This window comes from Ruegeria sp. P10 (genome assembly GCF_056534925.1).
In genome coordinates this window covers 24,278-49,744 of sequence record NZ_JBQERJ010000015.1, presented here as the reverse complement: position 1 = coordinate 49,744, position 25,467 = coordinate 24,278, and the positions used below count along the sequence as shown (strand labels likewise).

Below are 25,467 nucleotides of genomic sequence, written 5' to 3'. Positions count from 1 at the left end.
CTGATTGGCAAACAGACCCGATGGGTATCACCAGTTCGTGGCTCACCATGACCCGCGTTCAGGGCAGATACTGCCCATTCGCGCGATCAAAGGTGTTTCACCCCAAAAAATGATGATCGTCGGCTCAAACCCGAATGCGGGTTTGCGGCATTAGGTTCTGTCGGGCCTGCGCTGAATGCGCGCCTCATGCAACGCGCCCCAAAGGACGAGGGGCAAGTTTGCAATGCTTCGCGACATCCGCCACTGCGCCGACCAGAAGATTGCGCCGCGGTGTTCCAGGTCGTTGTGCAATGGATAAGAAAGTCAGGCTCTGCCCCTGGGCTGCCAGTGCCTTCGCCGCAGGGGCCTGCAAGCCGAACCTTCCCCAAATCATTTCGGGCAACCGTTTGATCGTGTGCCCATGGTTTCGATCGATCTGCAAACGCGCCGACGAAATCTGTGCCCGGAGTTGGGCAGTGGGTCTCGCTTTACTTCCGGCTTGTACTATCCGGCTGGCCCATTTCGGCTTCCGGTTCCCAGCACCTTCACTTCCAGCCAGTGGAACATCAGGGCAATAATACCGGCAACGAGAATGTAGAATACGGCCAGCAGGATGAGCGGCTCGTAGATGATGAACGTGTCGGACCGCACCCGCGATGACACGGCATAGATATCAACCACCGTAATCGTGGCGACCAAGGGCGTCGCCTTCAACTGGAGGATGGTTTCACCGCCCAGGGTTGGCAGAACGTTGCGGATTGCCTGCGGCAGCCAGATGCGGCGGAACATTGTCAGCCTGGGCATGCCAAACGCCTTTGCCGCCTCCAGCTGACCTTTGGCGACGCCTTTGAAGGCTCCGCGCATTACCTCACCTTCGTAGCCGGCATAAGAAAGCGTTAGTGCCAGCACCGCATAAGGCCAGGCCTGACGCAGATACGGCCAAAGCTCGGACGATCGTATCCAGGGGAATTGAGGGAACAATGAGCCGAGGCCATAATACAGCAACCAAAGCTGCAAAAGCAGGGGTGTGCCCCGAATGATGGTGCAAAACGCCTTGGCGGGGGCCGCAAGGTACCAGGGTCCAACGGCCTGGGCCAACCCGAGTGGTACGGCCAGCAGAAATCCGAGAACGACGGTGACAACAAGCAGCCAGAGCGTGGTCCAGATTCCCTGCAAGGCAAGCGGGGCGTATTTTGGCAACCAGTCCCATCGCAAAGACATGGCACACCAGATCACGATCCCGGCAAAGATCAGCATCATCACGATGCGATGGGGTTGCATCAAAGACCTGAGATCGATCATCTGCCACCTCCTTTCAGAGAAGGTTGACCGCGACGCGCCCATTTTTCGATCCGCGCGAAGATGGCGCCCGAAAACAGGGTGACCATGAGATAGAGAAAACCCGCCGCCAGAAAGAAGGTGAAATAGGCGCGTGTGCTGCTGGCGGCCTGCCGGGTTTCCAGTGTCAGTTCGTTGAATCCCACGACCGCGAGCAGGGCGGTGTCCTTGGTGGCGATCAGCCACAAGTTGGCCAGGCCGGGTACGGCAAAGCTCATCATGGCGGGGATCGTCACGCGGCGCATGGTCATGAAGGCGGGCATCCCGTAGGATTTGGCGGCCTCGATCTGTCCGGGTGGAACCGCCTGTATGGCTCCGCGCAGGATCTCGGTTGCATATGCGCCCTGTACAACGCCCAGAACCCAAATGCCCGCAGCGACGCCATTGACCTCGACCCGACCTCCACCCATTGCAGCAGAGATTTTGTTGATGATGTCAGATCCCACGTAATACAGGATCAGGATCAGGACCAGTTCCGGCACGGCCCGGATCACGGTCGTGTAGATGGCAAGAAGATCGCGCGTGACCTTCCCGCCATAAAGCTTGCCATAGGCTCCGAACAATCCGATCACGAGGCCGAGCGCATATGCACCAAAAGCGATCTGCAATGAGTGGGACAATCCGCGCAGCAGATTGCCCCCCCAACCCGGTGGCGACAGCGACAGAAGCTCTGCGCTCTGCGCCAATCCAAGCGATTCCAACAGTCCGGTCACGGCAGCCGCTTAGTAGATGCTGGCCGAGAAATAGTTCGAAGTGATCTTCTCGTGCGTTCCATCGGCAAGAATTGCCGCGATGCCCTTGTTCAGCGCTGCAAGCAGGTCATCGTCGCCCTTGCGAACACCCGCACCAACACCCCGGCCCAGGATGGCCGGATCATCTGCGACGGCGCCTTTGATTTCACAGCATACCCCGGCATCCGAGTTCACGAAGTCCGCCATGGCAATACTGTCGGCCTGAGTGGCGTCAATACGACCTGCGAACAGGTCCTGGTTGGCCTCATCCTGAGTTTGATAAACCTTCAGTTCGGAATCCTTGAAATATTCCTGCGCATAAGCCTGGTGGATGGTCGACGCCTGAACGCCGACAACCTTACCGGCCAGCGACTCGGGGGTCGCTTCGATATCCATCGATTTGTCCGCGACGATGACGGCAGGTGTGTTGTAGTAAGGATCGCTGAAATCAATGGTTTTCAGCCGCTCTTCGGTGATCGACATAGATGCCATGATGGCGTCGATCTGCTGTCCGGTCAGCGACGGGATGATACCATCCCAGGCGACCGGCGTGATGACACAGTCAAGTTCCGCAGCGGCGCAGACCGCATTGATGACATCGATTTCCCAGCCGACCCAATTGCCTGAACTGTCCAGCGACGCGAATGGCGGGTAAGGTTCGGCTGCGATGCCGATCTTGACCTCTTCTGCACTGGCGATACCAGCCGAAAGGACAGCGGCGGCAAGGCCGGACGCGAGCAGTTTCTTGACGTTCATTTTGATACTCCCTTTTGGTTCATTTTGTTTTTTAGGTTCAGGCGACCGAGCTGAGGAACTGCTTAAGGCGCTCTGATTTTGGGTTTCCGAAGACTTCGGCAGGTGGGCCCTGCTCTTCGATGCGGCCCTCGAAGAGATAGACAACGTGGTCTGCGACTTCGCGTGCGAATTTCATTTCATGGGTGACAAGCAGCATTGTGCGCCCTTCGGCGGCAAGATCGCGGATCACGGTCAGAACTTCGCCAACAAGCTCGGGATCAAGCGCCGACGTCGGTTCATCGAAAAGCATCACCGAAGGATCGACCGCAAGCGCCCGGGCAATGGCGGCGCGCTGTTGCTGACCACCCGAAAGATAGGCCGGATAGGTGTCAGCCTTGTCGCCAAGGCCCACCCGCGTCAGCAATTCATGCGCCCGTGCGATCGCCTGGGCCTTTGGCACCCTGAGCACATGCACTGGCACTTCGATCACGTTTTCCAGAAGCGTGCGGTGTGTCCACAGATTGAACTGCTGGAAAACCATGGCCAGACGCGTGCGGATACGTTCGATCTGGCGGCGGTTGGAGGGGCTGCCATCGGTGTGCATTTCAACGGGTTCCCCGCCGATGGTTATCTTTCCGGAACTCGGCGTTTCCAGAAAGTTGATGCAGCGCAGCATGGTGGATTTTCCAGAGCCTGACCCCCCGATAATGGCAACAACATCCCCCTTGTTTGCGGTCAGGGATACGCCTTTCAAAACCTCCAGCGTGCCAAAGGATTTGTGCAGATCCTCAACCTTGATCGCTTCGTCGGGCGTGGTTGTTTCGGGTGCGGGTGAAACTGCTTTGGCTGTGTCCATATCCAAGAATCTTCTGATTTCAGCTTGCAGTAAGCCCCGAATCTCGCAATTATGCAAGTGTATAATAACTCCGTGCCATGGATGACACTGACGTGCAGGACGAAAGCCGCAAATTCAAACGTGAGTCTGCCGAGGTTCGCCGCGAGGCGCTGATTCTGGCGACTTTGGACCTGATCGCCGAGATGGGCGTTCGGGGTGCCACGGTGCGCGAGATCGCAGCCCGTGCGAATGTGACCCAAGGTTTGATCCGGCACTATTTCTCATCCAAGGACGAACTGGTTCAGGCGGCATATGAGCACCACATGAATACGCTGACGGACCAGACAGCGGCGTCATCAGGAACCGGAAGCGCGGTTTCTCAGTTGACCAACTTCGTCGACGCGTCACTGCGACAGCCGATCGTCGATCCAAGCGCCGTGGCGTTGTGGGCGGGTTTCCTGAACAAGGTGCAGCATGACCCGAAAATGCAGCGCATTCACCAGCGAACCTATGACTATTTCCGGGATCACCTCGAGAAGCTGATCGTCGCGGCATTGCAGGAAGCCGGGCGTTCGGTTGACGCGTCAGAGGCAATGCAACTGGCCATCGCCTGCAACGCGGTGATCGACGGCCTGTGGCTGGAAGGGGGCGCGCTTCCGGATGCGTTTTCCGAAGGCCAGCTGGCGCGGATCGGTTTGGATTCCGTCAGCGCCATCGTCGGGATTCCATTGACCAAAGGGGTGGAGCAGTCATGAAGACCACATCGGTGACAGAACGGTTGGCGGGCTTGGGTGGCGCCAAATGGGGCGTACATCTGAAAGCCCGCGACCTTATCAAGGCCGGAGCGGACATCGTCGAAATGACGATAGGAGAACCGGACGTTCCGGTGCCGGACGTGCTGGTCGAAGCCACCGTTGCATCATTGCGGGCGCAGCGGACAGGGTACTCCAACGGGCGCGGTGAAGCAGGGCTGCTTGACGCTCTGGCTGCGCGCTATTCTGCCTCTCGCGGGCGGGCTTTCGAGCCCGGGAATTTTCTGTGCTTTCCCGGCACGCAAACCGCCCTTTTCGCAGCCATGGCCGGGGTCGCCGAGGCGGGCGACGAAGTTCTGGTCGGCGATCCGATGTACGCGACCTATGAAGGTGTCATTCGTGCATCCGGGGCCGAGATGGTACCCGTACCGCTGCGGCCCGAGAAAGGGTTTCGCATGCAGGCCGCAGATATCGCGGCCCGCATCACTCCGCGCAGCCGCGCCATTCTTCTGACAACACCGCATAACCCGACTGGCGCGATCCTGACCGCCGCGGACATTGCCGAGATCGGGCAGCTGGCGATTGCGCGTGATTTGTGGATCATCTCGGACGAGGTCTATGAAGAACTGATCTTTGACGGTGCACGATTTGTTTCACCATTGGCAGATCCGGAACTGGCGGATCGTGTCATTGGCGTATCATCCATCTCGAAGTCTCATGCCGCTCCGGGGTTCCGCAGTGGCTGGTGTGTCGGGCCCGCCGCGTTCTGCGAAGCGCTGCTGCCCTATTCCGAGGCCATGCTTTTTGGCAATCAGCCGTTCATCGCGGACATGACCGAAAAAGCGATCCGTGACGGGTCCGAGGTTGCCCCCGGGATGGCCGCCCGCTTTTCTGGCCGCGCCACCCTGTTGGCCGATCGTCTTGAAGCTGAAACGGATCTGATTGTTCACCGGCCCGAAGCGGGAATGTTCGCACTCATCAATGTCTCTGCCACCGGGCTGGATGGCGAAGCCTATGCCTGGGATCTGCTACAGGCCGGGGTGGCCGTCATGCCGGGATCCGCCTTTGGTGACAGCCTGAAGGACTGGGTGCGGGTCGCTTTGACTATCAATGACACGGATTTTGGTACTGCGGTTTCCCGTATCATCGATCACGCCAACAGCAAATCACGCGAGGTCGCATGAGCAGTATGACAGTTGGCGAAGCTCTGGTTGCCGGGCTGCGCCAGCGGGATGTGACCTGCGTCTTCGGAATTCCGGGCGTTCACACGGTGGAACTGTACCGAGGGCTTGCGGCTTCGGGCATACGACATGTGACGCCCAGACACGAACAGGGGGCGGGTTTCATGGCCGATGGCTATGCCCGTGTGTCGGGCAAACCGGGTGTTGCCTTTGTGATCACCGGCCCCGGATTGACCAATACGCTGACGCCGATGGCGCAGGCGCGGGCCGATTCAATACCGATGCTGGTGGTGTCCGGCGTCAACAAAACCGGATCGCTTGGCAAGGGCTTGGGGCATCTGCACGAATTGCCGGACCAAATCGGGCTGGCGAAAACGGTTGCGTTGGTGTCCGAACAGGTCACCGGCCCCAGCGCTCTGGCCCCGGTTTTGGACCGCGTTTTTCACGGCCTCAGCAATGGTCGCCGCGGGCCGACGCATATCGAGGTTCCGTTGGATGTCGCAGCGGCGGACTATCAGGAAACAGCAGTCGAGACGCCTGACCCTGATCCTCCGGTCAGCCCGGCATTGATTAGACAGGCCGCAGGGCAACTGGCTGAGGCAAAGAAAGTCGTCATTCTGGCGGGCGGCGGCGCGAAACGTGCCGAGGCGGGATTGCAAGCACTGGCCGAAGCTCTGGGTGCCCCTGTTGTGCAAACCGTCAACGCGCGCGGCTTGATGCACGGACATGCCCTGACCGTTCCGGCCAGCCCCAGCCTGAACGCGGTGCGCGCATTGCTGGAAAGCGCCGATTGCGTTCTGGCCTTGGGAACCGAGCTGGGGCCAACTGATTATGACATGTATGCCACCGGCCAGTTTGCGAAACTGCCAAAACTGATACGGGTTGATCGGTGCAGCGATCAGCTTTCGCGGCATGATGCAGCGATTGCCATTCAAGGTGACGTAGGCTTGGTTGTGCCAGCGCTGTGTGAGGCCCTGCCGCAGAGGGCACGGCAAAGCGACGGTGCGGACCGTGCCAGAAAAACGCGCGATGCGGCCTGGCAGGAGATTGGTCCGGATTATCGCAAACAGGTGGAGATACTGAATGCGATGCGCTCGGCGTCTCCGGATGCTCTGATGGTCGGGGATTCCACCCAGCCAATTTATGCCGGCAATCTTTACTATGACCACGACCGGGCTGGCGGCTGGTTCAATGCGGCAACGGGCTATGGTGCGCTTGGTTATGGCATACCCGCAGCCATCGGTGCGTCGATTGCCGATCCAACGGCGCGGGTAATATGCATCGTCGGCGATGGCGGGGCGCAGTTTTCTATGCCGGAAGCAATGGCCGCAGTAGACGAAAACCTGCCGGTCACGTTCGTGATCTGGAACAATCACGGGTACCGGGAAATCGCCACATCGATGCAGGATGCAGGCGTGACGGTCATTGGATGTGACCCCACACCCCCCGATTTTGCAGCAACGGCCAGATCCTTTGGCATTCCACACACCAGGGTTCCCGAAAAGCCCCAGTCCATCGCGCAAGCGTTACGCGAAACGGCGTCCATGGGCGGGCCCGCGATGATCGAAGTCACCGCCCGAAAATTCGAACCTCAGAGAGATTGAAGCATGTCAGACCCAACTTTTGAGTTTTCCCGCGCCATCACCCGGCGCCCGGCACCGACCATCGCTGACGGATTGCGCGCAGAAGATATCGGAAACCCGGATTTCGATGGGATGACGGCCGCGCATGGGGCATACGTGGCAGCACTGAAAAGCACCGGGGCCGAGGTGATCGAGCTTGATCCCCTGGATGCGTTCCCTGACGCGCAGTTTGTGGAAGATACGGCCCTGTGCCTGCCGCAGGGTGCTGTGCTGATGCGGCCGGGCGCGCCTTCGCGGATGGGGGAAGTGGCCGAGATCGCCCCGGCACTGCGGACCTGCTATGAAACGGTCACACAGATCAATGGTCCCGGCCATATCGAGGGTGGAGACATCCTTGTAACCGGCCGCGAAATTCTTGTGGGCCGGTCAGACCGCACTGACGCGGAAGGTGTTGAAGAACTGGCGAAAATCACCTCGGAATGGGGTCACAAACTGCGGGAAGTGTTCACACCCGAGGGCGTTTTGCACTTCAAAACGGATTGTTCGCTGATGGATGCCGAGACGATCCTTGCGACCCGGCGATTGGACGCTTCGGGCTGTTTTGAAGGCTACCGGGTGCTGCATGTAGCTGACGGCGAGGAGGCGGCGGCAAACGCGATTAGGTTCAACAATCTGGTGCTGATGGCCGCTGGGTTTCCGCGCACCGCAGAGATGCTGGACCGCGAAGGCTATGAGGTCGTTGAAATTGACAATACCGATTGTGCAAAGCTTGATGGTGGCATGTCCTGTCTTTCATTAAGGTTCTGAGGGGCAGCTGCAGGGTTCAGACCCCAGTGAATTCGGCAGGTCGCGTGTTGATGGTTCGAAAGACAGGCGGTGAGCAAGCTTGATTTCTTACGGTTGACCGGCGGGCAGGTGGCACTGTTTGAACCCTGTTTGCCAAAGCCCAATGGCTAGGCCCCGCGGCAAGGGTCGGCGGGCCCTGAGTGGGATTGTCTTCCTTGTTCGCATCGGATCGTGCACCGCCGCTGCCGTTGCTGCACACTGCGCGCGCACCGGTGTCTGGCCCGCTCTAATGGCCCGAATTCGGAAGCGCCAGAACACTCGTGAGTGTTGCCGTTGTTGCCAGCACCACCAACACCATCAATGCCTCAACCTGGATGGAGCGGGCGAGGCGTTGCGCTGCCTTGACCTCTCCACCTTGCATGGCCGGAACAAATCGGAGCTTGTTTGCGGCGGCAAGAAACAACAGCAGCGCCACAAAAAACACTTTGAGCAACAACGCCTGCCCGTAGCCAGTGAACAGCAGCTCTTGGAGATTGCCGACAAGCAACCAGGCCATCCAAAGGCCCGCCACGATCAACGCCGGCACAAGCCAAGTGGCAGCTTGCCCAAAGACATGACCGAGTTCAGCAGCATCCTTCAGGTGTTCAGGAGCAAGGGCCAGATTCCGCAGCGGGCTGAAGATGCCCACCCAGAAAGCTACACACAACAGGTGCAGCAGGAGCAGGAGCTGGATACCAAAGCTCTCCAGTTCCGGCACGTGCCCGATCTGCGCAAACGACCACAGAGCGATCGTGCCACCCAACAGCGCGATCCACTGACCAAAGCGAGGAACGGACAGCCCCACAAGGATCAACGATGCGCCAGAAAGGCGATAAACAAGTGCGTCGCCCACGGATGTCTGCCACAGCAGGCCAAGCATCTTCGGATCGACCATGCCGTCAACCCCGCCTGTCAAGGCGGCCCCACGAAGCAAGAAGCCAACTGCTGTCGCGACAAGAGCAAGCCATGCCAAGGCCCTGGCATGGCGCGTCATCGCAAGGTTCACCGGCGCGACAAGGCCGGAATAGAGGCATCCAACAATCACAAGCCCGGCGGAGCCCGCAAAGCCGATGTAGAGCACCAGCTTTGCAAGGATCGCGCCAATCGCCCAGATGTCAGGCATGCTCAATCCACGGTAAAGGAAAACGCGCCCTGCATCGCATGGCCGTCTTCACCCAAACCGCGCCATTCGATGACATAGGTGCCCGTTCCATTGCTCGGCAGTGGGATCGTGAACGCCTGACCAAAATTTGTCTGGTCACCCAAATCCAAGCTTACTGCCGAGTGTTCTTCATGGGCCATCTCTATCCGTGTCAGCCGGATGTTTTTTGAGAAGTTGAGGCCAATTTCAGCAGGTACATCCGTTATCCTGGAGCCGTTGGCAGGGGTTGTTTCTTCGACCTTGGAATGCGCCAGTGCGCCGTTGGCAAGCGCAACCATAAGCGCAAATGTCATGATCTTCTTCATTGGGTTACCCTCAGTTTATTCCGTTGGCACGCTGGATTTCGCGAATGTAGGCGATCACCATGGCAACGTCACCTCGTGTCAGCCCCTCCACGGGCGGCATGTCGCCAAATTGCCAATGGTGGCTTCTTACACCTTGTGAAACCGCCCTCTGAAAGGCTTCATCCGCATGGTGACTGGGTTCGTATATTTTGTGGATCAGGGGCGGCCCCGCACCCTCTACACCGACCGCGTTGGCGCCGTGGCATGACGCGCAGGAGACCTCAAAAACACGCTGGCCGATTGCGGCATTGCCTTCGATGGTCGGCATCCGAATTGCGACCATGGCGTCGCCTATGCGTGTTTCATGCGGTGTGGCTTCTTCGATTCCGCCGGGGCGAAGAGTTATGAAAGCGGCGACCGCAGCGACAGTGCATGCGCCGATTAGAAAGTGACTTTTATTCATGGATTGGTCCTGACATTTTGGAAGCTGGTAACGCTGCGGCACATCGCGAACAGCCGCACGTGCTGGTCGCGTACATCCGCAGGGATTCGTGCTGCTTCAAAGGTCAGGGGGCCTGTAGATTGCGCCCGGTTCACTCAGCTTGACTTGGGTTCCAGCATGGAGCTCCGGGTCAGTATCACGCCGACCCTTGGCATCTTCACTGACTTGGAACGGCAATGCAACGGCTTGGCAGATAAAGGGATTGCACTCTCCGGTTTCGGAACTCTCCGGATCATGATGATGACCTGAAGCCAAGACGTCTTCGCTCGTTGCCAATGCAGAGTGTTCGGAAGGTTGCGTATGGTGCTCACAGTGAAGGCCCACGCAGCCCTTCGACAGCGCGTGCGCAACACCGCCAATGCCGGTCAGGATGACCAGAACGCCAACCAATAGAACAAGTGAATATCGCCGGATGACCATGGTGCAGGACGCTAATGCACGGGAGCGCCCGTGACAACGCCATACAGTTCATCCCCCCCGGAACAAGATCGCTTACTGGTGGTCTGAGATGCAAAAAAGCAAACCGTGTCTGCGATGCGGTTTTGTGCGCTGCATTCTCACCTTAGTCTTCATGGCCCAATTCGCAGTATCGAATGGTATCAATCATGCGCTCCCTCTGAGACTCATTGAAAAGGCTGAATTTATCCCACGCGCCTTTGTCCTTGCCAAAGCACTCTTGAGTTCCCGGGCATTATTGTGCGTAGTTCATGCCCGACTGTTATTTGTGCTTTTTGTCTGACGTCAGCGCCAATGGGACAGTTTAGGTCGATTTGATAAGAGAGGGTTTCTGGCACATTGTAACCACCAAGGAGTGGAGATGAGACAGAAACCCGGAACCAAGCAAAGCCACGGTGAGAAGGTCGTCAAAGACATCCGTCGCGCCACACGCAAACAGTATTCAGCGGAGGAGAAGATCAGGATCGTGCTGGACGGCCTGAAGGGCGAGGATAGCATTGCTGAGCTGTGCCGCCGCGAAGGCATTGCCCAGAGCCTGTATTGCAGTTGGTCCAAGGAATTCCTTGAGGCTGGAAAGAAGCGTCTGGCTGGCGACACGGCCCGTGCAGCTACTTCGACCGAAGTCAAAGACCTGCGTCGGGAATCCCGCGATTTGAAAGAGGCCGTCGCTGAGCAGGCCTTGGAACTTCGACTGCTCAAAAAAAGGCATGATTGCGCCCTCTCGGCAGCATACTTTGCATGCGCCTGTCAGGTGACAGATGGGGGCGACGACGAATGAGGTACCCCGCATCTGAGAAACTGGAGATCATCCGCCTCGTCGAAGGCTCGCACCTGCCGACAGGGCGCACGTTGGACAAGCTCAGTATTCCTAGAACGACCTTCTATCGCTGGTACGACCGGTATCTGGCCGGTGGCCCCGAAGCGCTTGAGGATCGCAGTCCCAAGCCATCGCGGGTCTGGAACCGCATTCCCGAGCCGGTTCGTGAGAAGGTCAAGGACCTGGCCCTGAAGGAAAGCGATCTGTCGCCACGTGAGCTGGCCGTGCGCTTCACCGACGTGGAAAAGTATTTTGTGTCAGAGGCTTCGGTCTATCGCATCCTCAAGTCCTACGACCTGATCACCAGCCCAGCCTATGTGGTTCTTTCCGCCGCTGACAAGTTCCACGACAAGACCACACGGACGAACCAGCTCTGGCAGACCGACTTCACCTACCTGAAAGTGATCGGCTGGGGCTGGTTCTACCTATCGACGATCCTCGACGACTACAGCCGTTACATCATCGCGTGGAAGCTCTGCACGACGATGAAGGCCTGCGACGTAACCGACACGTTGGACCTGGCGCTGCAAGCCTCAGGGGCGATCAGGCGACGGTCCTGTACAAACCAAGGCTGCTCAGTGACAACGGGTCCAGTTACATCCCCAGCGAGTTGGCCGATTGGCTGGAAGATCGGCAGATGGATCATGTTCGAGGTGCCCCGTATCACCCGCAAACTCAGGGGTAGATCGAGCGATGGCATCAGACTTTGAAAAACCGCATCCTGCTGGAAAACTACTACCTGCCCGGTGATCTTCGGCAAAAGATCGATGCCTTCGTCGATCACTATACAGTGACCGTTGTGAAAGGCAGCTTTGACGGGCCGCATTGCAGCATTACCCAAGCGAATCCAAAGTATGCTATGGGCCGGCCACAGAACTTTGCGGAGCCCGTTAGACGCCCGGCGGATCGGCGTCGCGAGAGTGAGGTAACGATAAACAGTGATCCCCTGACCACATGTGAAGCCATCCAGATGGCAACCTGTGTCGAATTCAGAATTTCACTGTCGCAATTCACCGGCGCCGGTCGGACAAGGGATGTGACTGTTCAACGCCTTCTCCCGGCCCGGATGATCAGGGCGCGAACAAACACGAGCCTACCAGAGATTCCAATGGCGTCTGGCTTCACTCTCTCGGGTGGAGGTGGGTGGCGAAATCGGTCAGATCGGCATTGCCACGGTGCCCGAGTAGTTGGCTATCGAGAAGGAATTGATTTAACTGATTTCGATCTGCGTCATTCGCTTGCACAATTTGACCGATCGGCGTTGAATTTCACACATTGAGGTGAGTGGATTAAAAGCCTTGTCCTGGTGACTCTTTCGACTCGGGACTGGTCGCATCCGCAGAATACGGCCTCGGTGTTGTCTGGTTCAACGGGAACAGGCCCGATGGATTGTGGGCCGGCGTTTAGTGTGTAGCGATTTGCCACATCGTTAGAGTTCACTAAGCAATCAGGAAACCTTTTCATGAAAACGTCAAGAAGCTGCTCTGGTTCAACTCCGTCGGTTTTGAAATCCGAACAAAACAACAATGCAGTAGGTTTCCCAGACTCCCAGTCGACCGCTACTCCCTCGGAACGCATCAATGCCAACATATCGTTCGCATACGCATAACCGGGCCCGCCTTCTGAAACATCTCGGAATCGTGGATCGTATTGGGGCGGTTCCGATGGAAGAAGCAGTGCAAGTAATCCAGCTACTGAAGACCCCCCATAGAGAAAGAACTTTATAACTTCTTTGACGGCGTCATCTCTAATGTCCTGAAATATTTTGACTATGTACCAAATAAGGCGCTTGAACGGATTGCTCCAACTTGGGGGGGGATCGGGTGCGTGGTCTCCATCCCCGCCACCGTTACCATTGTCGCCACCCCCACCGTCGCCGCCGTGGCTAACTTCGTCTCGATCTCCTGTATCGCCGTTACCGCCTGTTTCACGGTCGGCTAATTTGGGGTTTTGTTCGATCGCATTGGGTTTCGACTTTTTTTCGTCTTCATCAGTCATCGGGAATTCTCTACCGGCAGGAAAAGGATTTCGACTGAACTTCCGCGCTCATTCACAAATACCAGTTGAGGTAGGAATAACTCTTCAACGGTCACATTGCCTTTCAAAAAACTGTTTAAGCTCTCCAAAGCATCCGGGGGAGACGCCACCCACGCACATCGTGCACCGAAAAAAGACAAGTCCGCATCATGGGCGTCTCCAAAGAAGATGGCTTGACCTTCCTTTAACGCAGTCATGCGAATGCAGGCTTCTATACCTTCTTGGGCTTCGCTCGTTAGTAGCTCGTCGTCAGGCGTATCCTCTGGTGATGCGGCAGCCAGCAACAGCGCGATGCTTTTTGCAATGTCTTCGGAGTTCGTTGAACTCCCACTCGAAATAGCGTTTCTAGCTAAATCGAGAGCATTGAATACCTCCGATTGGGGAGGGCTCCCTGCCGTCACACCTTCTACCGAGAAGCGACATATCTTACTGCTGGTATCGACGGCTATAGTCATGGAAAGACTGTCCGGCCATCCGATCCTTGCTTCACTGTCCACAGCATTGCACACGTCTCGGGCGGCATAAGCCTGGTCAAAGAAGATCGTAGAAAAAATAATTGTTAAGAGTCCAAAACAATATCGATACATTTAATCACCTAAAAAACAAAAAATTCTTAATTGCCTGAAATTACCACAAAACTCGGTAATTTGACACTTTCATCAGAGGACACCGTTCGTGACTGGCATCGTTTAAGGTTAACCTTGATAAAAGGAGTCCTGCCGATTCATAACTTGGCACAATAGAGAGGTGCACCCTACAAGATGTAGTGGCGCATTTTACGTTTCAGGGAGGCAGTTATGCACCCGCGCCGGGGAAAGCCCGACAATCCGAAATTCTCAGATTTCCATGGGGACGCGCCTCGGACAGTCCGTGGTCACAGATTCTCCGGGCGCGCAGGTAGAGTGGGCGACGGCCCTAGGTGCCAGAGGGGACGTGAAACAGGTCAGTAGGCACAGGTTGCTGGTTCAAGTCCTGCTCGCCATGGCGGTAGCTTAAGGGGATAGAGCGGTGCTGAATACCTGCCCATGAATTCCACCCCAACTAACTTGTTTGGGGTAGCCCGTCAGCCCTGGTTGGCGGGTTTTACTATTCAAAGCCAACCCTCCGGATTCTTCCCCTAGGTCACTGAGAACTGGCTTTGACTAACACAGTTGCGGGTCGCATGCAGCGCCCGAAAGGTCGCGTTGGCCAGAAAATGGAAGAAACACGCGAGTTAATGGAAGAACTATGGAGAGTTTTTCAAGTGCGGGATGGTGGAGTATACGGGAGCAAATACGAACTCCAACTTCGAGCTCCTTAGGGCACTTGAAGAATGTGAGAACTATCTTCAGAATTTGGATCAAGAACGGGATTAACCAAGGAACGTCCCGAAGAACTTAGTGTGATCGTGGCGAGCGTTAAGTCGCGCATTGTCCTTTTCTCCGGCTATCCAAAAAACTACGCTCCAGAATTTTCGCTTTAAGGAATAGCAGTAGTCTTAGATGGAAAAGCGGATGGTCAACCGCGTCAAAGAATAGGATGCTTTCAGAGCTAAATCTTGCGCGGGCGTCCAAAGAAAAGGAGAGTGACAACTGAACACGCTGCCGCTGCCTACGGTGAAGCGAACGTCGCCTTATGAAAGCCCAGCTCGTCAAGCTTGGAAAACACAGCGGCTGTGTCTGCTTCACGGGCCGCTGCTTTCACTGTCGCCAATACATCTTCGATCAAAGTCGGTTCTGCTCTCATTTACCACCTTGTTCTTCAATCCACGCTTGCGCCTCGGCCATTGTTTTGAACGCACGGTCGAAGTTTCGGTGCGCACGCTCTTCACCGTCTACGTCGAAAACGTCCCAAACCTCGAAGAAGACTGACTCGGCGCCGTCAGGGGCAGTAATGTTCACCATGCGTTTGATGCTGTATTTCTGAGCCATGCTTAATCCTGCATTCTTCCCGGGCGGTCGTATTGCTTCCTAAAGCGCCATTGACGTTCAGACCGGGACCACACCACATCATCGCCTTTTGTGAGATTGTTAAACGCAGCTAAGACAGGCTTGCCAATCGCCAAATTTCCATTGTCATTTTGGTACGTCAATGACTTGTCTTGCCGGGAAAGTTGCCAAGCTGCACGTTCTTGATCAAGCACCTTGAGCTTGGTCAATTCATCCAGCATCCATTGAGCGGCTTCTTGCGGTGTCATTCGTTGTCTTCCGAATACTCTTGAAGAGCTTCTTCGGAGAAGCCGTGCTTGTTGTGCTTTGCTCCAGAAAACCAAGTGCAAAAATAGGTCGTACTATCTCCCAGCAACCCGCTAGAAGCTTTTTCAACCGTCATCTTGGGGCCTCCAGACTTAAGTTGCACTAAATCGCCGGGGCTAAACCGGTCTCCAGACATTCCGCTTCTCCAAATCCATAAATTTTGTGTATCGCGAAAAGCGATTGCGCGAAATATGGTGCCAATACAAAACGATTTCAACATTAGGTTGTGAGGAAAGTTATGAATGATCGTATTCCGTCACCAGTCATAGGCGTCATCAGCGAGGTCTTCGATCAGTTCTACTCACACTCGGATATTGATAGGCATTTCGCCTATGCAGATGCGCCCGGCGAACCACCAGACGCCAATAAGGTCAAAAAGACTATGGAATGGCTTCGCCGAACGAACAAGCAGTCTGAAAGACCACTAGAGGTGCTCGGAAGTCTTCTAGAAGACATAATGGAACGGGAGCTTCCTAAGCACGGGTCGGGGTGGCAAACTGGACCGGAATGGGGCGAAAAACACCACAATTTCAAGGATCGGATTACTGCATCTTTGGGGAAAGCGGGACTTTCTTACTCCCCTGGTGGCCATATCAGCACGGCTTCCGCGACACCAACAGCATCGCTAAGGGAAATAATTGAACGTGGAGGATTGTCTGCGGTTGAGTTGGAAATGGAACGCGCACTGAAACAGGTTGAAGTTGATCCTAACGCTGCCGCACATTGCGCCGGGAATGTTCTGGAGGCCGCTCTTAAGGCTTACCTGACCAAGAAACGGATCACTTTTAATGACCAGAATGATGGTCTGAACAAGCTCTGGCAATTGGTGCGCGACGACTTGGGTATCAACCCCAAGGACCTTGAGGAAAAGGACCTCAAGAAAATCGCTTCTGGTCTGGGAAATGTCGTCGAAGGCACGATGTACCTTCGGAACAAGAAGAGCGGAGCGCATGGACGTACAGATGAACAGTTAAGGGCGTCAGCCTTGCGACCTCGGCACGCTCGCTTAGTAATCCATTCGGCTCATACGCTGGCTGCTTACGTGCTTGAATGCCTTTCAGAGGTCTAGCCGCCAAGGTGTTTTCTTGTAGGTTTGCGCATAGCAGTTCGCACACCCCATAAGTTTGCGTAGTTTAAGCACGGGCATTCAGAGCCCGCGTACAGTGTGGAAAAACCTGAGTTTGATCTGCCCAGCAAACTGCCAAGTTTTGTCTCTAAAGGAGGATGTCCGCAATGACAGAGCGAGTGTTTGAAGTTCTGAACCGGACAATTGAACATCCGAGCTATATGGTTGCCAAAGACCAATTGGTTGAAGCCGTCTCCATCTCTCGCAAGTAACCCGAATACGATGTGTTTAAAGATGCAGTAGCTCACGTGATTGAAAGAGAATTCAATGGCTTCCATCCGGGTCAATTGGCTTCTAATTCATCGAGAGAATGGTTGCCCGCAACCGAAGCCGCGCGGCAACTCGGGATTTCTGCACAGCGTCTCGTTGCGTCAGTCCAGAAAAAAGAGATCGCCGGTAAGATCAGTCAACGTGGATTTGGGCATAGTCAAACAGTCGTTCCAAAATTCGAAGTTATTAACATTGCGGCAGATCGACGGCGCTTCTGGAGCGCGGCAGAAACATGTGACTACCTGGGAGTTGGACGTACGCAATTTCAATTTCTCAAAGAACTTGGTGTGTTTGGTGAAATTTCAGCCTCAGAGCGGCCACCGCTCGTTGATGGCCGGTTTCATTCGAATTCTGTGGAGGATTTTGTCCGAAAGATTAGAGCGACGGCCACCGATAAGACGGGAGAGGCAGTTTTGTTCAAAGAGCTTACGCTTAAACGAACAACCGACAAGATGGCGCTAGGGAAACTCATTCATCTGATCTGTGACGGTACTGTTGCTGCTGCATTGGAAGATCAGGATGTCAAATTCGGTGATTTCAGGTTCCAGAAATCAGACGTCGAAAATATTCTGCGCTCTGAACGGCACTCGTTGGACTGGACTGCAAATGATGTCGCAAAGTTGACGGGCTGGAAGGCCCAGGCTGTAACTCACTGGTGCAAGCTGGGCTTACTCGGATCTCGCACCGTTCCGCATGGTCCAAGCGAGTCTTTCTTGGTCAAGCCGCAGCAGCTTGCGGTCTTTCAAAGCGAGTACATGCCCGTTGCAACACTGGCTAGGTCAAGAGGAACAACGTCCCGAAAGCTCCTGTCTGATTTTGAGAGCAAAGGGATTGAGACCCATGGTGCGCAAATGGAAGGTAAGACGACGCGAGGACATTTGGTGAAATTGAGTGATCTGGCTTCGCTGTTGTCTGAGGCCGCCTAGTGCTCACCTGCACCATCCGAAAAGAACACCACTGAAATGCGCTGTCCAATTGCGGGTTCGTGGTCGCGTGAAACCTGCTCAGCTTCCTCGATGACCCGAACCATCTTTTCATGGATCTCATCGGACGCCTGATGATCGCTTTCGAGCTTTTCCAGGATAACCTGAAGCGCGATGTACCCCTTGGGAAGATTCTCATAGGCGAAGCTGTCACGCACTTCGTGTTTCGCTTGTTCCCAGAAGGGATCAAGCTCACGACTCCACGCCTCGCACACCATTTCCACGGCCGGCAGTGACAGATGGCCAAACCATTCTTGATCACTTAGTTCGACACCACCTTTGCGTCCCATGAACTCGGCGCAGGCTTTCATGAGGCTCTCAACACGCGCCGGGCGCAAGTCCCACTCGGTCAGCTTGCCGATCTGCTCTGAAATCGTCTCCAGCGCTTCAGAGAGATCTTCCAGTGACATGTGGGCGTGTTCCATGCCCAGGCTTCTGGTCCGTTCGTATGCAGTCTCCAGAGTTTGGACACAGGCCAGCTGGTCGCGTTCCAATATCGGGCCTGGCGCAGTATCCTTAAGAAGCAGCAGGCGAGGCGGAAAGAAGCTATTGCTCTTGCTAAATCCTTTGAGATGTAGCGCCGTGAATTTCTCACGGGCCGACAAGAGCGCCAACTCGGCGCCCCAGGTGCCCTGGATTTTGGCCTTGTCGATAAGTTTGTAGCGGTCTTCGGGGATTGTTTGCTTGGTGCGTTCCAGCACGTCGTGAAAGTTGTTGTCGCGGAGCCGCCGCGGGGATCGCAAATATTCAACGACACTCTCGAGGATCAGTTCTGCGTCTTCGGTGCTTTCTTCCAAGACGGCGTCGATTGGCGCCTCCCCAGCCAAAGTTTTGTAGTTTTCTATGCGCTGGGCGATTTTTTCGTCAGATGCAAACTGACCTACTGGCACATCAATAAGGTGGTAATTGACGACCCCGAACTCACTATCGATCCTGTCGATCCTACCCAGACCTTGGATGAGCTCTTTCAAGTTCGAGGTCAGACCAAGCAACACCAGCGTGTCTGACGACTGAAGGTTGATACCTTCAGCCATTTTGTAAGTCAGAAAAACCGATGCAGATCCTTTTGGTTCGTTCTTTCCTCCAGGTCGGAAGTAAGACTCCACGGACTTGCCCTGTTTGATACGTTTGAAACTGTCGGGGCCATCTCCAAAGATCGCCTTCACGGCGCGATCTTCACCCTTGGTTTGGTTTCCCACGACATAGTTGGTGTGGTGGCCTCTGCGCGACAGCGCTTCTGCAAAAATCTCCAGTGTGTCCGTCCGTTCTGCGAGAAAGACGACCCTGTCTTTTTCATTTTGTATTCTCAGGCACGCCTCATACCGCTTCTCATCAAGCTCCTTGAGAACACCGAGACCCAGTTTTTGATTTAGTGCTTCGCATTTCTTTGTGGGTTCAGGCGCTTCTATCCCCAGTGCTGCGAACATGTCGGACTGGTCGCGGTGGGATACCTTTTTCTTCGATTTTCCACCACGCTCGAAGTCGCGAAGCGATTTGCCAATAGCTCCATGAGACATCTCCCAATGGGCTTGGGCGGCACTCACGCGCAGAATGTTCAAAAGGTTTCGGATGTAGAGCTGATCCTGCGTGCTTTGTTGCGTGCTGACGTGTCCGAAGCGGCTTTTCTCGACTGCGGTCACTCTACCGCCAGGCGCAAGTTCTTTGCAGAGAGCAACAATCTCATCCAGGCGCGTTTGCTGAGGCTTTGCCACCTTAAGTTTCTTCGGGCGCCCGTGGTTTTCTAGTCTTGGGTAACTGTGCTTAGTCGGATTTTCGTCCTCGCCAATGCATTTCCGTTGTCGGCGTGTCAAAAACGGCGAAACCAACTGAGAGAGTTCGTTGCGAGCCTCTCGCGTGAGCGTCGTGTCAGGTTCTGACAGGACGGCCAGTTGCGCATCCTGGTTGAAGATATCCTTAGGAACTTGGGTTTCGCGCTCGAACAATTCACCCATGGCCTGAATGAAATGCGGAGTCATGAAAATGGACGCTCGCTTTTCCTGCATATGGGTCAACCAGTCGACATCGCGGTTCCCGAGCAGCGTCGCCGACAGACAGACGTTCCAGCTTGGCGGGGCAAGCTCAATAGCTGAGGCCATTTGAGATGCTTGTTCAAAGCCAGGTGTTACAGTGTGGCTCTCATCGATTATCAGAATGCCAAACTGATCGAGCCTGAGCCCAGATTTTTCTTCGTCGCCAGCGCCGCGGAGGTGTTGTTTGGCAAGTTTGCTATTTGCGACAGGTTGGAGCGAGTTTGTCGAGTACTTGCGCCAACTGGGAATGACTTTGGGTGGGGCAATTACAGCTGCATTTTTTCGCGCAACGCCATGGACCGGGGAGCGAGGCACAACTTCTGAGAATGTTTCTGACAGTGCTTCAGCCAGGTGACAGCCGATCTCTGTCTTTCCTGAACCGGTTGGCGCTTCTACGAAAGCGATCCCATGGTCATAGACGATGGAACACGCCTCATAGGTCAGCTCCTGTTGATACCCAAACAGCGTATGGCTCGTGATATCTCTTCGGTCTCCGGTGAGCCAAGGTTCGAACCCCTTTTGCTCGGAGATCGTACGCGCCATCGCATCTTCAGCGGTCACCGGTTTGATGAGCTTTTCGAGTATCTCCAGCGCTTCGGTATTCCAATCGACAGAAACATCCCAAGCCTGCTCAGCGGCTTCTGTGCGTTCGACCTGAAGTTCATGAGTGCCCGCATCCAGGTCATCGGCATACTCGATGTTTCTGTAGAGCCCTGAGTAGGAAAAGTTTGCGGATCCGGCGACGGCCCCTTTTGGTGAGCTGACGATTTTTGAGTGGAGCCGCCGATCCCCAGATATCCCCAACTTGCGTTTGGCGAGCTCCGGATCGAAGACGCGCAAATCTATTTTCCCGGTTTTAATGGCGTGTTTTGCCAGCACCGCGATAAGATCATGATCCTCTTCCACTTGAAGCCCGGAGCGCTCCAGCCAGTAGAGTTTCATTTCTTCGGTGACTGGTTTGGGGTTGGTCAGCCTTTTGGTATTAGCCGTGTCGATCCCGAACGATATCCGGATCCGGATATCGCTGTCGTTTTCCAGATCCCTCAGCTCAGGCAATTCCTTCATCAATATCGACAGTGAAGACAAGAAGTCCTGATACCCGGTGACAATCAGACAATCCCCAGAGGTGATATGGGGTCGATAAAGATTGATGACCGGCCGGTCGATATTGGTGCCGACCTTCGCAACCGGTTCGGCACCAAGCTCGTCTTCGGGCTTTTGATTTGCTTCGGTGAGCTGCTTTGGCTTGGAACGCAGCCAATCAGGGAGTGAAAACAATGAACAAGACTTGGTTTTAGGACGCTTAGTCTAATAGTGATACTGCGGGCATCGTCCTTCAAGACATCACAGGAAGAAACATTCGTTTTTCTGAAACTGTCGAAAACGCGCACCGGTTTTGTGGCAGAAAGCCAGGATTTCGAGATTTAACATAAGTCGCAATTATACAGCGTTTGCAGCCCTTGCGCCTTTGTCAGCCAACCGCCGGCTAATCCGAACTTCGGACACTCGTGAACATCCCTTCAGCGGTAATCGTGAGAACAAAGTTCAAAGAGCTTCCTCGAACTCAAAGGTCAGCGATGCGCAGAATGCTGACTTTGCAAATTTACGAGAACGGCTCAAATGAAATTGCCTTTAACCAAGCAGCAACAAGTTGGGGGTGTCGTCTGGCAAACTTACCGTTCGCAGTATCCCAACAGAATCTCTGAGCGGAACCCGAAATTGCTTTAAGGTTGCGTAAACAACGTTGGTTCCTCACTTTGAGAAAACGTAATCCATAGCAAGATTGAAAGAGAATTAAATGAAACGCCTGTTTCCATCTCTGCCGGAGAACGCGACACTTGGAAGTGTCTATCAAGCCTTTCCAGATAAACTCTCTCCGCTTTGTGCGTACGAAAGCCTTGTGATGAGGGGCGAGAGCGACCTCTCGGTTGCTGAACGTGAACTAATCGCAGCCTATGTCTCTGGCTTGAATGCTTGTGCGTATTGTCATGGCGCGCACATCGTTTTCGCCAAAGCCTACGGTATTGAAGTCGAGACAATCGAGGCACTGATGGAAGACCGCGATACGGCGCCCGTCGAGGATCACCTCAAACCGTTACTGGCATACATTGAAAAGCTCACCATCTCGCCATCACGAATGACGGAAGCCGACGCAAATGCGGTCTACGCGGCAGGCTGGTCAGAGAGCGCGCTGTTCGATGCTATCCAGGTCTGTGGTGTCTTTAATCTCGTGAATCGCTTCATAGAAGGAACAGGTGTCCAAAGCCCTGGCACCGACCCAAGAGAAGCGGACGAAGCCACTTTAAACCGATGCCGCAGTGACAGCTTCTATACCGATTTCGGAAGAGAGAACGGTCTCGACATCCCTTGAATTGATGTTGTTCTTTCGTTGGAACGACGACAAAAAGATGGTCCGATAAAACGCCAGCTGCGTCCTTCGCTCTCGAGGTTAAATCATTCGTCGGATCAAGTCGGCGCAATCATTTATTGTTGGTGGATCCATGCTCAAGACTCAACGATCCGTCCTGCTTTTCGTAGATAACCCATTTTCTGATAAGGTTTGTAGACTTGTGGTCTTTGTAAGGGGAGCGAGTTGCTTAAGTTTGACGCTGAAACAACGAGATTACTTGAAATCGCCTATCAAGGAGCTGAATTGACGCGGCGAAGACAGGCTTCATTTGATGCGCTGCGCCCTGCTCCCGGTGAGACCATTTTGGACGTCGGTTGTGGCAACGGGATGTTAACAGCAGAGTTGGCGCGCGCAGTTGGCTCGGATGGCTATGTCATCGGGATCGACCCAAGCGAGGATATGACAGCAGCAGCAAGAGAACGGTGCAGTGACTACGCAAACGTGGAGTTTCGTGCTGGTGCCGCAAATAGTTTGCCCATTGAGGATGAGAGTGCTGACAAGGCCGTCTCGGTACAGGTCTTTGAGTACATCGAAGACGTAGACGGTGCACTGTCCGACACGCTGCGGTGCGTCAAACCCGGCGGGCGCCTCGTCATCAGCGATCTACACTTTGGGAGCTTGATTTGGTTCAGCGACGAGCCCGACAGAATGCAAAAGATGCTGACGTCCTGGAACCAGCACTTTGTGAGTGGCTCCGTCCCGGAAAGACTGCCTGCACTAATAAAGGCTCGCGGCGACCATGTGGAAGATGTCTTGTCGTTCACAATGACAGATCACCAGCTAAAGCCTGATGGCCTCGCAATCATGATGATGCACCTCATGAAGCAATACACTGTCGCAAATGACCATGTTGATCCCGCAGTTGCGCAATCGTGGTTTGATGAGCAGCTCAGCCTTGCAAGGACTGGACGCTTCTTCTTTTCGATGACCCAATTTGTCGTCGTGGTGCGCAAAAAGGGGTGATTGAGCTAAGTAAATCGGCCTAGGTTCTTTCGCGGGCTTCATGAAAGTCGCGGTTCAAGAGACCCCCATTGGTGTCACAGGCGCCCCAACAGGTGCTGCAAATCTTTTGTCCATACTTAATTGTCGTCGGTGAAGTCCCAAGGAAGTGCCAGACGTGCAGGCATTGATCAGACGTTCGAACGACCGCAGCGATAGGCGTAATGACAGAAGGTCTCGTATTGGTACTTACTCAATGGCGACAACACAGGTGCGTGGCTGTCACTTCCAGCTTGCAGCTGTATTTGGCGTGATCTAATCGCCCTGTTCGGCCGATTGTCACCAAGTGTTTTCAGAACCTTTCTGGATACAGACTCATCATGTTCTGAACGTCCAACTCACTCGAAAACGCGTCCGGATTATTCCAGATCACCTCATTTATATAGTCGCGTTCCGAGTGAAGATCATTGTCCGTAAGTCGCGATTTCTGGTTTTCAGGGAAGCCTCTCTTGGTCCTACCGAACAGTCCACCAAATACGGTCCAGATGCTGGGTGACATTGTATGAGAAGCCATCTCGTGGTCCTTTCCGAGTTACTTGCGCTGTCGCAACAACGGTAGCTGTTCACTCGTTTTTCTGGTATCCGGCACAAAATTGTGCTGTTCTACAAAAATGAAGAGCGGGTTCCGAAATTGGTCGGATATTCGTGTGTTCCTCTCTGTCTTCAGAGAAGGGTCGACGCTTGCGGCCTCCAGAAAGCTAAAGGTCTCCCAACCAACGGTTGCCCGACGCATTGATGTTCTCGAAAGAGAAACAGGCTTGACGCTTTTTGAGCGCGGTACGCACGGGTTCAAACCGACCCCAGAAGCCCTTCGCCTCGTTCCCCTCGCCGAAGCAATAGAGACTTCAGTCCTTGAATTTGTCGATTGCGCGAAAGAATTGACGTCGACACAACCCATCCGTATCACCGCTTATTCGGCAAATTTCTCCGCACGCATGATCGAAATCGTAAACGAGTTTTCCGCCGTCAATCAGGATGTCGCATTCGAGTTTTTGTCCAGCGTTCGGGCGCTGGACCTGATGGCGGGCGAGGCCGACATTGCTTTGCGCCTTGCAAGAACCGATCCCGATCCTGACCTGATCTGTCGTAAGATCAGCACGGCCCGCTGGTCTTTGTTCGGCAGCAGAAACTACGCGGACAAATTTGGCTTACCGGGGTCAACGAATGATCTGGCCGGGCATCAATTTGTTACCTTTCAGCGGGACGATGTGCCAAATGTATTCCACGAATGGTTGACCAATCACGTGGAGCCGGACCAGATTGTCATGTCTTTCACTGAACTGGAGCTAATGCATGCGGCGATCAGGTCAGGGCAAGGCCTTGGGATCAGCAATGTCAAGCTGGTGGAAACAGACATGTCTTTTATCCGATGTTTCGACGAAATCCCCGAACTTGCGGTGCCGCACCTAATGCTCATTTCGCCGGAAGCCTATCGTCGGCCAGAGGTTAGAGCCTTCGTTAAGTTCTTCGCACCTCGCTATGCGGCAATCTACAAGTAGTTATTTGGGCAAAAAAGGATTGAGAACACGCGAACAAGCTAGTTTGCATGTACGCCACGACCGCAATTGCGAATAGAAGCCTTATGTGGCGAGCCCAAGGATACTCTTGAAGATGACAAAGGGAGGTCGAATTGATCGCCGCGCCCAAGTCGCTGCAAACCGTCTTAACTCCGACATGCCATCACGTGGTGCATCACCAGGTTAAGAACTTCAACATTGTTCTGGTTAAATGTCTGGTATCGGAATTTGACCGTTCCCCGGTCTGGCTTCGAACGTGATGGTGCAATTGCCTCAACCGTGACGCGCACGCTGATCGTGTCACCGGAATACACCGGAGCCAGCCACCGTACCTCGTCCATACCATGTCCACCCAGATTGGTGCCGGTAAGTACACCAGTGTCGCGGAACAACCTGAAAGTAAGCGCTATTGTTTGAAATCCACTGGCTATGAGACCGCCGAAAATCGACTCTGCGGCAGCCACTTTGTTAACGTGGAAGGGCTGCGGGTCATGAACCAGTGCGAAGTTAATAATCGCTCCCTCGGTCAGCGTAACGCCGCCGGTTTCGAAGGTTTCGCCAACCGACAAATCGTCGATGTATTTTCCGCTGGCCATGGCAAAAGTATAGTTTGATGTCCACTCAACCGTCAACGCGGAGCCACGCTTGGCAGCTAATGCCGCATTGGCATTCGACCATGGT

The 25,467-nt window shown here is 54.7% G+C and carries 23 protein-coding genes and 1 pseudogene; 10 read left to right on the top strand and 14 right to left on the bottom strand.

Annotated features, from left to right (window positions below; translation table 11 throughout):
* Nucleotides 1–483: 483 nt before the first annotated feature.
* The 4 genes from ACR0FB_RS19630 to ACR0FB_RS19615 are packed head-to-tail and all read right to left on the bottom strand — an operon-like array spanning nt 484 to nt 3,639.
* Nucleotides 484–1,281: an ABC transporter permease gene (locus tag ACR0FB_RS19630; protein WP_209832236.1), complete on the bottom strand. Its 798-nt coding sequence runs from the start codon at nt 1,279–1,281 to the stop codon at nt 484–486.
* Complete coding sequence (locus ACR0FB_RS19625) at nt 1,278–2,030, bottom strand: ABC transporter permease (protein WP_152459071.1); 753 nt, start codon at nt 2,028–2,030, stop codon at nt 1,278–1,280. The genes ACR0FB_RS19630 and ACR0FB_RS19625 overlap by 4 nt, the downstream gene beginning before the upstream one ends.
* 9 nt (nt 2,031–2,039) lie before the next feature.
* A complete protein-coding gene (locus tag ACR0FB_RS19620) occupies nt 2,040–2,804 on the bottom strand; it encodes a transporter substrate-binding domain-containing protein (protein WP_171722710.1) in 765 nt (254 codons plus the stop codon).
* Between the two features lie 37 nt (nt 2,805–2,841).
* Complete coding sequence (locus ACR0FB_RS19615) at nt 2,842–3,639, bottom strand: ABC transporter ATP-binding protein (RefSeq protein ID WP_171634592.1); 798 nt, start codon at nt 3,637–3,639, stop codon at nt 2,842–2,844.
* A gap of 77 nt (nt 3,640–3,716) precedes the next feature.
* On the opposite strand from ACR0FB_RS19615, the gene ACR0FB_RS19610 reads away from it, so the two are divergent.
* Genes ACR0FB_RS19610 through ACR0FB_RS19595 form a run of 4 tightly spaced genes read left to right on the top strand, consistent with a single transcriptional unit; the run spans nt 3,717 to nt 7,941 of the window.
* Nucleotides 3,717–4,373: a TetR/AcrR family transcriptional regulator gene (locus ACR0FB_RS19610; protein ID WP_216598219.1), complete on the top strand. Its 657-nt coding sequence runs from the start codon at nt 3,717–3,719 to the stop codon at nt 4,371–4,373.
* On the top strand, nt 4,370–5,554 hold the full coding sequence (locus ACR0FB_RS19605; RefSeq protein WP_480621647.1) for a pyridoxal phosphate-dependent aminotransferase: 1,185 nt from the start codon (nt 4,370–4,372) through the stop codon (nt 5,552–5,554). Before ACR0FB_RS19610 ends, ACR0FB_RS19605 begins: the two co-directional genes overlap by 4 nt.
* The gene (locus tag ACR0FB_RS19600) at nt 5,551–7,155 is read left to right on the top strand and encodes a 5-guanidino-2-oxopentanoate decarboxylase (RefSeq protein ID WP_480621648.1); all 1,605 of its coding nucleotides are present in this window, start codon (nt 5,551–5,553) and stop codon (nt 7,153–7,155) included. The genes ACR0FB_RS19605 and ACR0FB_RS19600 overlap by 4 nt, the downstream gene beginning before the upstream one ends.
* Before the next feature lie 3 nt (nt 7,156–7,158).
* Nucleotides 7,159–7,941, top strand: a complete 783-nt coding sequence (locus ACR0FB_RS19595; RefSeq protein ID WP_171722713.1) for a dimethylarginine dimethylaminohydrolase family protein — start codon at nt 7,159–7,161, stop codon at nt 7,939–7,941.
* Between the two features lie 265 nt (nt 7,942–8,206).
* On the opposite strand, the gene ACR0FB_RS19590 is transcribed toward ACR0FB_RS19595, so the two are convergent.
* From ACR0FB_RS19590 to ACR0FB_RS19580, 3 genes are read right to left on the bottom strand one after another with little or no spacing between them, the layout of a single operon-like run.
* The gene (locus ACR0FB_RS19590; protein ID WP_371807715.1) at nt 8,207–9,040 is read right to left on the bottom strand and encodes a copper resistance D family protein; all 834 of its coding nucleotides are present in this window, start codon (nt 9,038–9,040) and stop codon (nt 8,207–8,209) included.
* A gap of 44 nt (nt 9,041–9,084) precedes the next feature.
* On the bottom strand, nt 9,085–9,426 hold the full coding sequence (locus ACR0FB_RS19585; protein ID WP_171634580.1) for a copper resistance CopC family protein: 342 nt from the start codon (nt 9,424–9,426) through the stop codon (nt 9,085–9,087).
* Nucleotides 9,427–9,436: 10 nt separating this feature from the next.
* Nucleotides 9,437–9,868 (bottom strand): c-type cytochrome, encoded by a 432-nt coding sequence (locus ACR0FB_RS19580; protein WP_171634577.1) that lies wholly within the window; start codon nt 9,866–9,868, stop codon nt 9,437–9,439.
* 856 nt (nt 9,869–10,724) lie between these two features.
* On the opposite strand from ACR0FB_RS19580, the pseudogene ACR0FB_RS19575 reads away from it, so the two are divergent.
* A pseudogene (locus ACR0FB_RS19575) lies at nt 10,725–11,967 on the top strand (IS3 family transposase); the annotation flags it as partial.
* A gap of 443 nt (nt 11,968–12,410) precedes the next feature.
* On the opposite strand, the gene ACR0FB_RS19570 reads toward ACR0FB_RS19575, so the two are convergent.
* The 5 genes from ACR0FB_RS19570 to ACR0FB_RS19550 all read right to left on the bottom strand — a co-directional run bounded on the left by ACR0FB_RS19570 (nt 12,411) and on the right by ACR0FB_RS19550 (nt 15,587).
* A complete protein-coding gene (locus ACR0FB_RS19570) occupies nt 12,411–13,178 on the bottom strand; it encodes a hypothetical protein (protein WP_480621649.1) in 768 nt (255 codons plus the stop codon).
* The gene (locus ACR0FB_RS19565) at nt 13,175–13,804 is read right to left on the bottom strand and encodes a hypothetical protein (RefSeq protein ID WP_171722717.1); all 630 of its coding nucleotides are present in this window, start codon (nt 13,802–13,804) and stop codon (nt 13,175–13,177) included. Before ACR0FB_RS19565 ends, ACR0FB_RS19570 begins: the two co-directional genes overlap by 4 nt.
* 1,134 nt (nt 13,805–14,938) lie before the next feature.
* Nucleotides 14,939–15,127, bottom strand: coding sequence for a hypothetical protein (locus ACR0FB_RS19560; protein ID WP_480621650.1), 189 nt, complete (start codon nt 15,125–15,127; stop codon nt 14,939–14,941).
* A gap of 2 nt (nt 15,128–15,129) precedes the next feature.
* Nucleotides 15,130–15,393, bottom strand: coding sequence for a DUF6953 family protein (locus ACR0FB_RS19555; RefSeq protein WP_480621651.1), 264 nt, complete (start codon nt 15,391–15,393; stop codon nt 15,130–15,132).
* Nucleotides 15,390–15,587 carry a YodC family protein gene (locus ACR0FB_RS19550; protein ID WP_480621652.1) on the bottom strand — a complete coding sequence of 66 codons (198 nt, stop codon included), beginning with the start codon at nt 15,585–15,587 and terminating at the stop codon, nt 15,390–15,392. The genes ACR0FB_RS19555 and ACR0FB_RS19550 overlap by 4 nt, the downstream gene beginning before the upstream one ends.
* Nucleotides 15,588–15,689: 102 nt before the next feature.
* Between ACR0FB_RS19550 and ACR0FB_RS19545 the strand changes: the two genes are divergently transcribed.
* Nucleotides 15,690–16,520: an abortive infection family protein gene (locus ACR0FB_RS19545; RefSeq protein WP_480621653.1), complete on the top strand. Its 831-nt coding sequence runs from the start codon at nt 15,690–15,692 to the stop codon at nt 16,518–16,520.
* A 281-nt stretch (nt 16,521–16,801) separates the two neighbouring features.
* The gene (locus ACR0FB_RS19540; protein ID WP_480621654.1) at nt 16,802–17,773 is read left to right on the top strand and encodes a hypothetical protein; all 972 of its coding nucleotides are present in this window, start codon (nt 16,802–16,804) and stop codon (nt 17,771–17,773) included.
* Here the strand turns inward: ACR0FB_RS19540 and ACR0FB_RS19535 are convergent.
* Nucleotides 17,770–21,138 (bottom strand): DEAD/DEAH box helicase family protein, encoded by a 3,369-nt coding sequence (locus ACR0FB_RS19535; protein WP_480621655.1) that lies wholly within the window; start codon nt 21,136–21,138, stop codon nt 17,770–17,772. The two genes, ACR0FB_RS19540 and ACR0FB_RS19535, sit on opposite strands and share 4 nt — an antisense overlap.
* A 520-nt stretch (nt 21,139–21,658) precedes the next feature.
* Between ACR0FB_RS19535 and ACR0FB_RS19530 the strand changes: the two genes are divergently transcribed.
* The 3 genes from ACR0FB_RS19530 to ACR0FB_RS19520 all read left to right on the top strand — a co-directional run bounded on the left by ACR0FB_RS19530 (nt 21,659) and on the right by ACR0FB_RS19520 (nt 24,768).
* The gene (locus tag ACR0FB_RS19530) at nt 21,659–22,231 is read left to right on the top strand and encodes a carboxymuconolactone decarboxylase family protein (protein WP_113789118.1); all 573 of its coding nucleotides are present in this window, start codon (nt 21,659–21,661) and stop codon (nt 22,229–22,231) included.
* Nucleotides 22,232–22,453: 222 nt separating this feature from the next.
* Complete coding sequence (locus tag ACR0FB_RS19525) at nt 22,454–23,233, top strand: methyltransferase domain-containing protein (RefSeq protein WP_480492657.1); 780 nt, start codon at nt 22,454–22,456, stop codon at nt 23,231–23,233.
* Between the two features lie 683 nt (nt 23,234–23,916).
* A complete protein-coding gene (locus tag ACR0FB_RS19520; RefSeq protein WP_170703739.1) occupies nt 23,917–24,768 on the top strand; it encodes a LysR family transcriptional regulator in 852 nt (283 codons plus the stop codon).
* A gap of 164 nt (nt 24,769–24,932) precedes the next feature.
* Here ACR0FB_RS19520 and ACR0FB_RS19515 read toward each other — a convergent pair whose 3' ends face one another.
* Complete coding sequence (locus ACR0FB_RS19515; protein WP_480492655.1) at nt 24,933–25,418, bottom strand: MaoC family dehydratase; 486 nt, start codon at nt 25,416–25,418, stop codon at nt 24,933–24,935.
* Nucleotides 25,419–25,467 lie beyond the last annotated feature (49 nt).